The 9,950-nt window shown below is 55.3% G+C and carries 8 protein-coding genes and 2 pseudogenes; 8 read left to right on the forward strand and 2 right to left on the reverse strand.

The annotated features are described in order from the left end of the window. The 5 genes and pseudogenes from WA354_RS11240 to WA354_RS11260 all read left to right on the forward strand — a co-directional run. Positions 1-642: DUF4136 domain-containing protein (locus tag WA354_RS11240; RefSeq protein ID WP_472813105.1), on the forward strand; the 642-nt coding region annotated here is incomplete at its 5' end. 898 nt (positions 643-1,540) lie between these two features. Beyond that, a complete protein-coding gene (locus WA354_RS11245; protein WP_472813106.1) occupies positions 1,541-1,765 on the forward strand; it encodes a lactate racemase domain-containing protein in 225 nt (74 codons plus the stop codon). A gap of 29 nt (positions 1,766-1,794) precedes the next feature. Beyond that, positions 1,795-2,265, forward strand: coding sequence for a hypothetical protein (locus WA354_RS11250; RefSeq protein ID WP_472813107.1), 471 nt, complete (start codon positions 1,795-1,797; stop codon positions 2,263-2,265). A 90-nt stretch (positions 2,266-2,355) separates the two neighbouring features. After that, positions 2,356-2,832, forward strand: coding sequence for a hypothetical protein (locus WA354_RS11255; protein ID WP_472813108.1), 477 nt, complete (start codon positions 2,356-2,358; stop codon positions 2,830-2,832). Positions 2,833-2,905: 73 nt separating this feature from the next. Further along, a pseudogene (locus tag WA354_RS11260) lies at positions 2,906-3,250 on the forward strand (hypothetical protein); the annotation flags it as partial. Position 3,251: 1 nt separating this feature from the next. Here the strand turns inward: WA354_RS11260 and WA354_RS11265 are convergent. Together WA354_RS11265 and ppk2 are read right to left on the reverse strand one after the other, a co-directional pair. Further along, entirely contained in the window at positions 3,252-4,940 is a 1,689-nt protein-coding gene (locus WA354_RS11265) for a SulP family inorganic anion transporter (protein ID WP_472813109.1), read from the reverse strand. Between the two features lie 11 nt (positions 4,941-4,951). Further along, on the reverse strand, positions 4,952-5,806 hold the full coding sequence (gene ppk2 / locus WA354_RS11270) for a polyphosphate kinase 2 (RefSeq protein ID WP_472813110.1): 855 nt from the start codon (positions 5,804-5,806) through the stop codon (positions 4,952-4,954). Between the two features lie 1,137 nt (positions 5,807-6,943). On the opposite strand from ppk2, the gene WA354_RS11275 reads away from it, so the two are divergent. From WA354_RS11275 to WA354_RS11285, 3 genes and pseudogenes are all read left to right on the forward strand, one after another. Continuing rightward, positions 6,944-7,627 (forward strand): hypothetical protein, encoded by a 684-nt coding sequence (locus WA354_RS11275; protein WP_472813111.1) that lies wholly within the window; start codon positions 6,944-6,946, stop codon positions 7,625-7,627. A gap of 12 nt (positions 7,628-7,639) precedes the next feature. Further along, positions 7,640-9,223 carry a trypsin-like peptidase domain-containing protein gene (locus WA354_RS11280; protein ID WP_472813112.1) on the forward strand — a complete coding sequence of 528 codons (1,584 nt, stop codon included), beginning with the start codon at positions 7,640-7,642 and terminating at the stop codon, positions 9,221-9,223. 88 nt (positions 9,224-9,311) lie between these two features. Beyond that, positions 9,312-9,950 (forward strand): annotated as a pseudogene (locus tag WA354_RS11285) (hypothetical protein); the annotation flags it as partial.

Raw genomic sequence — 9,950 nt, forward strand, 5'->3', positions numbered from 1 at the left:
GCACTCGTCTATAGCCAAGAGGTTCACTACAACTACGAGCGCGGCGCGAACTTCTCTGCATACAAAACCTATCAATGGGTCGACACCCCTACTGCCGCACCCAAATCTGATCCAGCAAGCGCGCAGAAGGTCGACGCGGGCGTTCCACTAAGCCTTCCTGCTCTGCCAAACCTCCCCACATCTCCGCCCATCTCCCTCGGCGGCATACCATGCTTTCCCGGCGGCGCATTGGACATCCGCGACAATACGTCAGAGGATCAATTGATAAACCAGGAGATTAAGCGGGCAGTCGAGGAGCAGCTTGCTCAAAAGGGTCTTATCAAGGTCGACAAAAACGCGGACCTTCATGTGGGCTACCACGCTGCCATTCGTCAGGAACAGAGCCTGTATGTGTCGGGCATGGGCTGGGGCGGCGGAGGCTGGGGAGGCCCATGGAATGGTTCAGTGCAGGGCCAGACTTTCAGCGTTCCAATCGGGACGATAATCGTGGACCTGTATGATCCCGCACAGAAGCAGCTGATCTGGCGTGGAGATGCGACCAAGACAATCGACCTGAAGAAGGATCCCGACAAAAACTACAAAGAACTGCAAAAGGCGATGGCCAAACTGTTCAAGAACTATCCGCCTCAGCCAAAGAAGTAAGCGCAACCGCAAAACAAGCGAGTCTAGCCCCGTGGCTGCGACTGCGGGGCCAGACAAGGAGGGCCGATGGACTCACGTTTCTGGGATGTAATCGGGACATTCGATCTCTCATCCAGAAGCCGGACGACGCCCTCTACATCCTTCACACATCCATCGGCGCGATTACGGTCCACAAGTTCGTGTTTCGATGCGAAGCGGGTTACGTCTTTTTGCAGGGCCTCGACCACCTCGCGGTGAGCTCTTGGCCGGTTGGGTTGACCTTCAACACTTGCTCAACCCATGGACTACGTCGGACCATACTCGGGCTGTTAGTTCGAATCAATTCCCATTAGGTAACACACCGCAGAGAACTTGGGCACTTACCCCCCACCGAGTCTCTGCCAGGAGGCAATAGAATCTGTCATGTTTCCCAGATACTGGAGGGCTGGAGAGGTTGAATCCACCTGATCGTCATGCTATCCACCCGGAAATCCCGTGATCTCCCGGACATATTCGTCCAACCAAGGCGCAGTCCGGGGCAGATAGAGCCTGCCTCAAACTTGATCGACTGGCCGTTGAAGCGCATGAGCTTGTCTCTCCCGGCCGGTGCCTTATAGGCTTCGATTCGTAGATGCCTTCCGATTGCAGGTCCTGAAACAAAGATGTTCCCGGCCTCGGAACTTTGTCTGATTCCCAGGCAGCTTGAGCTCGGCGTTTACTGATATGGATAAAAGCCCTCCTGAATATCTCCACCAAATGCTGCCCACATCGCGTCAGTGCCGCGATAGCGGCATGCACCGGCTGGCCGATACGCACCGGGCACGCTGATATGCAGGGACTTGGATTTGTTCACGTGTGGCAGGCGGCTTGCATTTACAAGTGTTGATCTGAACTTCAACTCGCTCTACGGTGACGCGCGATGAATGGAGAACTGATAAATATCCCGACGAAGTCGCTCGATGACATGATGTTCGCAATCCTTTCCGGCGAGTTGATTGACAAATACGTGCAGGAGATCGTGGACAAAGAGCAAATCGTCATGCACGTCTCCACCGCTGACTCGGCCATGGTAAAGGTCGGCACGCTTCCATCCGGCGGTGAGTGCATCGTAAACCGAGTTTTTTCTCTAAGAGCATGCCATTAACAACTGTGCACTTGCATATTCGGAAATAAATGAGGAGGACTATTGATATGTATAAGGACCTTCACGAGTTGGCGAAAGAGCATCATGCTTTCTACGAAGTGTTGCCATACAACCTCTTGCTCACCGAGAAGCACGGGAGCCTTCCAGCGACCAATCGAACAATTCAGGCTGGCTTTGATGTTGATATCTACGGCTTAAATCTAAAAAAAGATCTGGCGCTGCCGGGTCCTGATCCAAACTACACGCTGGCCCACGCCGAATTGCAGAAACTCGCAGAGAAAGTTTCAAATGCGCATTCCAAGGATTCTTGCGCCGTTGAAGTTATATCATTCCCTTCAAGGATTGTTCTTGGTGGCTCAAGTAACGCGGATGCGCTGGGAATGCTGCGAATTAGAATTTCGCATCATCGGGGCCTCGATCGACCTGCCGATCTCCCAGAACAGCATGTGCTGAAGGAACTCGAAGTCCAATTGCATAACTTGGGCGTCGTGCGGCGATGAAGAATCAGCACAGCAAGAGCTTTCCCAATTATGTGATGCTGATCACAGACGGCAAACATATCATCGCCGAACAATTATTGTGAACCCTAAATGAGCCTAGCAAGTGATCTCCTAACTATCCCGGCATTGCCATCAATAGAACAGAATTGCAAAGATCGTCCGACGCTGATCATCGTGGACAGCCATATCGGGTGCGGTGCGCCGCACAAGCAGGATACCGGTGGGGCACGCGGTGAACCCCTGGGCGAGGAGCAGGTCCGATTCGCGAAGCGAAATTATGGTTGGCCAGAAGATAAGAAGTTCTACGTGCCCGATGGCGTTTACGATCATTTCCGTAAGGGCATCGGCAAGCGCGGAAAACAGCTACGCGACGCCTGGTTCGCGCGAATCGCGGAATACCGGAAGCAGTACCCGGAACAAGCCGAAGAGATCTATCGCATGCAGCACCGCCAACTCCATGAAGGTTGGGACCATGACCTGTCGGAATTCCCTGCGAACGCGAAAGGCCTGGCGACGCGTGAATCCTCGGCTAATGCATTGAACGCATTCGCCAAGAATATTCCCTGATTGATCAGATGGCCCGCGGACCTCGGACCATCTACCAAGACACGTATTACGCAGGAAGGAGCGGGAAGAGTTCTCGGCAGAGAACCATGCCGGACGCAATTTTCACTTCGGCATCCACGAACATGCCATGGGAGCCATCCTGAACGGACTGAGTCTGGTGAAGGTCAGGCGCTTCGGTTCGGGATTCTTCATCTTTGTCGATTACATGCGCGGCTCTATGCGGCTGTGCGCGTTGATGAAACTCCCGGCAATTGTCGTTGTTCACTCACGACTCGATTGGGATACTTCGCGCGGTTTCCCTCAGAGCAAGGGGGTAATGACCCTGCTCACAGCGATGCATCGAGTCGTGCAATCGTCTCGGCGCTCATGGATAAGTGAACTTACTCTGAAACACTGCACCCGCTCGAACACGCCTTAATTCAAGGCTGATCACGTACAACTTCATCCCTGAGGTAGCATCCAACTGCAATCTCCAGATTAAAGTGCATTCCTCTATGTTGCAGGATCTGTCCCAGCGGTGATCGTTGTACGATCGCCAAGACTCCGGGATTCATACCAACGAGCCACAGTTGAATGCCGTCCTGACTTTGCTTCTTCGCAACCTGTGCGAACATTTTGAGTGCGGTGTACTCCATGTCGAGGACTCCGCTGGCGTCCACTGCGACAACCTTCGGTTGCGTTTCCCTAACCAGCGGCTCAATCTTGTGGGCGATCTGTGCCGCATTAGCAAAGAAAATTGGACCTTCCGGCCTGAGCAGCAGAAGGCCAGGAAAACTCTCGTCCTCGGGATGTTCCGCCGATTGCGCCCGGAATACGTTGGTTCCCGGCTTGCGCCGCAGGACATACACGGGAGGGTTGGCTACCTGGTAAGCCAGTGTGACCAGGGAAACGATGATGGCGACGATGATTCCCTTCATGGTGCCCACAAGCACGACCCCTGCGAACGCCACGATTGCCCATGAAAACTCGGTCCTGCGAATGTTAAGAATCTCACGGAACTCGATCGGCTTGATGAGTCCGAAGGAATACACAATTACCAGCGCAGCCAATGCGGATTGCGGCATCAGCGCAATGAGTGGAGTGAGGAAAGAGATTGTTATCAGTGCCATCGCCGCGGTTACTATCTCGGCCAATTGCGTGCGAGCTGCCGCGAGGACGTTGACTGCCGTTTGCGTGGTGCCGCCGCCGCCCGGCATTGCACCGAAAAGCGCTCCTCCGACATTGGCGAGTCCAGTTGCAAGCAGCTCTCTGTCTGCTCGCGGCGCCGGCTCGTCACTTCGCGCGAAGGCTCGGCCGGCCGCAACCGTCTCCGTGAAACTCATCAAGGCAATCCCTAATGCGCCGGGCCAGAGCATGGTTATCAACGAAAGGTCTGGCTTCACCAGCGAGGGCACTCCTGGCGGTATGTGGCCCACCAGTTCGACACCCAGGTGTTGCAAATTCAAGAAGTACGCACCCGTTATCGCCGCAGCTACGGCCAGCAACGGCGCCGGCATTTTGGGCAGGAAGCGCTCCATGCTCAGCAGAAACACTATGATCGTGAGCCCGACGGCCAGCGTCGCTAACGACGTTTTTGGAAGAGTGTGAACTATTGAGAGGACATTCTGAACGAATGTGCCTCTTGTGAAGTGGATGCCCAGGATCTTTGGGATCTGATCCACCACAATGACCAGCCCGATACCGGCTCTGAAACCGACGAGAACTGGCTCAGAGATGAAGTTCGCCACCATTCCCAGGCGCAGCACGCACGCCAGCAAAAGTGCGGCTCCCACCAGCAGGGTCAACGTCACTGAAGCTCTCAGCAGAGCGGTGGGATTGCCGCTGGGCACGACCTGTCCCAACTGAGAGGCAGTAAGGATCGCCAAGGTTGTGGTCGTGCTGACACTGAGCACGCGCGAGGTTCCAAGTACCGCATATATCGCCATCGGCACCAGGGCGGTATAGAGACCTACCTGCACCGGTAGCCCGGCCATCATGGCATACGCCATCGCCTTGGGAATGATTACCGCGCCGGTGGTCAGCCCTGCCACGATGTCGGGCCGCAGCCATTCCGTACGGTATGAGACCAGCCATTCGGGTAAGACTCGGAACCACCGATGATTTGACATGCTGGAGGCCCCTACCAGAGCTGCGGAACGGTTCGATGCGTCTGTCTTGGCTCTACGTACCCTTTCGGCTTTTGCCTTGGCGGAAGCTTGGGGGGCGTATAAGGGATCTCCTCATACGGAATGCTGCTGAGTATGTGCGCGATACAATTCAGGTGGGCTCGCTTTTTGTCATCCGACGGAACGATGAACCACGGCGACGCCGCTGTATCGGTGGCTGCGAGCATTGCATCGCGGGCGCGTGAGTAGTCGTACCAACGGCGGTGCGATTGCAGGTCCATAGGACTAAGCTTCCATCGCTTGGAGGGATCCTCAATGCGCGCGAGGAAGCGCTTGTGCTGCTCCTTGATTGATACTTCGAGCCAGTACTTCAGCAGGATGATTCCCTGGCTGACCAGAAAGCCCTCAAACGTCGGACAGTCCCTGAGAAACTGCCTGTGCTCTTCCTTATTACAGAAGCCCATCACGTACTCAACAGCGCCTCGGTTATACCAGCTCCGATCGAAGATGACGATTTCACCTCCAGCGGGGAGTTGTTCAATGTAGCGCTGAGCATGAAGCTGCGCCTTCTGCCTCTCAGTCGGTGCGGGGAGGGCCACCACACGAAAGATGCGAGGGCTGACACGCTCCATGATGCGCTTGATCATTCCGCCTTTGCCGGCAGCGTCTCGTCCTTCGAAAATGATCACAATGCGAGCGTTGGTCGTCTTGACCCAGTCCTGGAGCTTGACCAGCTCGACTTGCAGGTGGAAGATTTCTGATTCGTACTCTTTTTTGCCGACCTTTGGTTGGCCGTTGACGCTGGACTGTTTCGTGTTGCTGTCCAGCCTTGCTTTGTGTTTCTTTTTGTTCTTGGATTCGTTGCCCATCGCTGTTTTCCGGCTCCCTGGATCGGCCGTCTATTTTGAGGCCGGCCTGTGTTGCACCTGTATTCATTGTCAATCCGGTTCCGTTTGCAGGCAGCCCCACATCGGGGCAAATCGCAGCCTCTTTGGGAGCGAATAACAGCCTTCTTTCGAGGCAAGAACTTTTTGGGGAGGAGGTCTCTTAAGGAGAGTGGAAACTATGTTGCATGCGGCAAGTCCTCGGCACACCGGTGCCGTCCCCAGCGACTGCAACTGGAAAGGCGCTCACGCAGCACGAGATTTAAGCGTGATCGCTCAACAAGGTGTTTTCTGGTCCTTGAAGCTGCGCTCTATGCATTCCCAGGTCGAGGCATCATCACGGTCCGAAATTCGATCCGTCAACTGCTCACCGCGGCTTTTATCGCAGGTCTGCCAATCAGTGGTTATTGCCAACAGTCCGCGGGTTAAGCCGAAAAACCAGGAGGTCCGTGAGCGCAGTCAGGTGGCCTAGGGCTGCCTGTAGCGACGGTGGCCCATCTTAGTGACTCTCTAGAAGAGATGGCCTGCAAGATCTTTCCGGGAGTCGTTCAGAGAGAGGTAGCCGGGTTCAGGTCGGCAGGAGATGACAGTCGCAAGGACTCAACATGCTTCGCCGTTGGTGAGAGAGCGAACGGTTGGCGCAGGAATGATCGTCGACCCCGACGGTTACATCATGACCACCGAACAACCAGTCCGGAACATCGCCAGCACCATTGATGGGGATCGGCGTGTACGGTGGTGGGCAAGTACGATATCCGAATTCAGAGCGAACGTGCGCTCAAGAGCGCGTTGCGCGGAGCGATTGTCGCGAAACTCTGCGGTGCCGAATTATCCAAGGAATCGACAAAAGCGGCCAGTGTTGTCTCGAGATCACCGCACTGCGCCACAATTGCGGCATCTGCCGCGATCGCGGCAACGTCGCGTTTGGGCACATATTGAAAGCGAAGGAGATATCTTGGTTCTCCTTTGGCGAGTGCGTTGCATATCAACAAAGCGTGAACCTGCCTGAGCCCTCTTCAAGCCGCATCTGATTGTGCTCTGTTGTCTGGCCCGTTCGATGTGGCGCTCAGCATAAACACCGATGACCTGTGTTCAGCTCACGGCATTTGGAAGGAGATAGGAATGAACTCGCTCGTGCGATGGCAGTGCCTGTCGGTTGCATTCGTTCTGGTCGTTCTTGTTTCCGGATGCGGCAAGACACCGCATATCACGTTGGCATGCGAGGCTACACCACCCGCCGTCTATCCGGGCGAACTGGTGATCGTGCATGCCACTGCCGATTCGGTGAGTACAGGCAAGAGCGCAAACCTGTTATACAAGTGGGCGGGCACAGGAGTAGTAGCTAACGGTGAAACGGCCCGGGTCGTCACGGTGTCCATGGTACCGGGCACCTACACTGTTAACGCAGATGTAGAGAAAGGCAAGCCCGGCAAAGAGGGACAGAGACCGGGTGAGTCAGCGACATGCTCCATTGCTTTCACAGTCAAGAAGCTTGACCCTCCGACCATCAGCTGCTCTGCAGATCCTCCCACCGTTTCGCCTGGCGCGAGCAGCAGAATTACCTGCGTTGGCGCAAGTCCCCAGAACCGTATGCTTAGCTACAGGTACTCCACGACTGGTGGAACAATCATAGGCATCGGTAATGTCGGAATTCTCTTAGCCTCTGAGGCCCCCGTCGGTCCAGTAGCAATTACCTCTACCGTTGAGGATGATGAAAATCACAAGGCAAGTACTGAGACAAAGGTGACAATTGAGGACGCTCCTCCGCCGCCGGCAATCCCCCACGTACAACCTCGGCCGCACTGAGAAAAGGAAGCTATGAACGACCGAACAGGGAAATTGCTAGTCGTGGAGTCTGACGACGCTTTGAGAGCAACCCTCATCACTTTGTTGGGAGACGCAGGATACGAGGTTTCAACCGACTACCGCAGGGGATTGAAATCCGTTATCGCTTTCGAACCCGACCTCGTCATTCTTGGCGCGGATCCGCAGCAGTTGGATTGTTGCGACCTTCTTTCTGAAATCAAAGCTTCCAAGCACACTCAAGAAATACGAGTTGTGATGTTGGTTCACGGAAGCGTAACGGAGCTGACCCGGGGACTGGATCTCGGAGCCGCCGACGCGCTGTCGCTGCCTCTCGATCCAGCCGAATTGCTCGGTAGGGTACGCTCTCAACTGCGCAACAAACAGATCGCAGACGAACTTTGGGAGCGGCTCCACCTTGCCGAGGAGAGCCAGAACACGAATCAGCAAGTGGTAACGGCGGTGCACGAGGGACGGCGCACGTTACTTGCCGGCACTACGGCCATTGTTCTTATGCTTATCATTGTTGGGCTCGTCTCATTCTCTTTCTACCGGCGCAGCCGCGCCGACAATGTCCGAGTCTATGCCGCCGTCACGCGCCTGCAAACCGGCGCACTCTCGCAACAGAGCCTGCTGGAACGCTCCCGGCAGAGCCTCGCAAACCAGTCGCCCGGAACTACAAGCAGTCAAACAGAAGACGCCGCCGATCTCGAAAACAAGGTGGCGACGGTAGAAGGCCGCCTTCAGAAACTCGAAAGCGAGGGAAAAGTTGCGCATACGATCATCGATGCTGATGAGCCGAGCGTGTGTCTCATCCATGTTGCGATCGCTTTCCGTGATCACGATACCGGCTTGAAATTGCACTACGCTGCGCTCACTAGCACCGGAGAGCCTGAGACCGACAAGTCCAACAATCCTCTAGTGAGCATCACAGGGACCGGACCCGAGGTACACCTTGATGTTTTTGGCACCGGATTTCTTGCATCCGATGATGGACAAATCCTGACCAACCATCACGTCGCCGAACCCTGGTGGCAGAACGACGAACTGAAGGAGATGCTCGATCAAGGCCTCGCAGCGGAGATTACCGAGATGACGGCCTATTTCCCCGGCATCACCCATGGCATCGCGATTTCGACCGAAAAGATTTCCTCCGCTGCAGATGTTGCAGTCGTGAAGGGAAACGTTTCAGGGCTGCGAATTCGACGTATCGCCCTGGCCGATGGTCGCCACTCAGCCATCGGTGGCAGTCCGGTGGTGTTACTTGGCTATCCTACCGGCGTTGATGCCATTCTGGCCCGGACGGGCGCAGCGACTCTCCAGGCCATCGCAGCTTCATCGAAGGGTGATCCGAAACAGGTGATGGAAGATCTCGCACGCCATCACTTAGTCAAGCCGGTCGTCACACAGGGACACATAGGCGAAGTACTGCCCGACAAAATCGTTTACGACGCCCAGACGACCTCCGGCGGTTCCGGTGGCCCGCTCTTCAATGATCAAGGTCAGGTCATAGGAATCAACTTTGCAATGGTCCGCGATTTCGGCGGATCAAATCTTGCCATTCCTGTTGGCTTCGGGAAGTCACTGCTGAAGCCTTAAGCGGGGTCAGCACGTGACATGAACACGCAGAGCTGAATTCTAGTTGGCTCAGTGACGGATTAAACGGAAACCTCGCAAAGGAGAATTCATGGAGAAGTTCAGACGAAATTTCGGAATGCTCACAGTAGTCCTACTGGCTGCAATGGTTGCGAGAGCTGACTCCTTGGAGTTAAAGAATGGAAGCCTGATCAATGGCAGGTTCCTAGGTGGCACGGAGCAGGAGATCAGGTTCCAAGTCGGATCATCGGTTCAGAATTTCAATCGCGCGGACATCGTCTCAATCAAGTTTGCCTCCGATGCGGCAGTGAGTGACACGCCTCATGGACTAGATCGTATCCCTTTCAATGACTCCGAGAACGTAGAATACGCCAGCCGGCAGACATCGGGAAGCGTTACCATTCCGGCCGGAACGCGCATCTCAGTACGTACCATTGACGACATCGATTCCACTAAGAATCGTATTGGAGATCGCTTTGAGGCTTCCCTCGAAGAACCATTGATTGTCGATGGCAATATCGTAGTCGCAAAAGGCGCCGAGGTATATGGCCGACTGGCGGAGTCAAGAGCGTCCGGAACCTTCACAGGCAGGTCACAACTGCGACTCGAGCTGACGGGGATTGTTGTGAATGGGCAAACTCTGCCGCTGGTAACGGGAGAATATGAGCTGACCGGTAAGTCACGCGGGGCGAGCACTGCGAAGAGAACAGCGGGCGGAGCGGCCTTCGGC

The organism is Occallatibacter sp. (genome assembly GCF_049802275.1).
Lineage (GTDB): Bacteria > Acidobacteriota > Terriglobia > Terriglobales > Acidobacteriaceae > Telmatobacter.

Bases quoted from the DNA above. Each gene is read 5' to 3' on its own strand.
- WA354_RS11275 (WP_472813111.1), top strand. From the start codon at position 6,944: ATGAACTCGCTCGTGCGATGGCAGTGCCTGTCGGTTGCATTCGTTCTG.
- WA354_RS11245 (WP_472813106.1), top strand. From the start codon at position 1,541: ATGAATGGAGAACTGATAAATATCCCGACGAAGTCGCTCGATGACATG.
- WA354_RS11265 (WP_472813109.1), bottom strand. From the start codon at position 4,940: ATGTCAAATCATCGGTGGTTCCGAGTCTTACCCGAATGGCTGGTCTCA.
- WA354_RS11280 (WP_472813112.1), top strand. From the start codon at position 7,640: ATGAACGACCGAACAGGGAAATTGCTAGTCGTGGAGTCTGACGACGCT.
- ppk2 (WP_472813110.1), bottom strand. From the start codon at position 5,806: ATGGGCAACGAATCCAAGAACAAAAAGAAACACAAAGCAAGGCTGGAC.
- WA354_RS11255 (WP_472813108.1), top strand. From the start codon at position 2,356: ATGAGCCTAGCAAGTGATCTCCTAACTATCCCGGCATTGCCATCAATA.
- WA354_RS11250 (WP_472813107.1), top strand. From the start codon at position 1,795: ATGAGGAGGACTATTGATATGTATAAGGACCTTCACGAGTTGGCGAAA.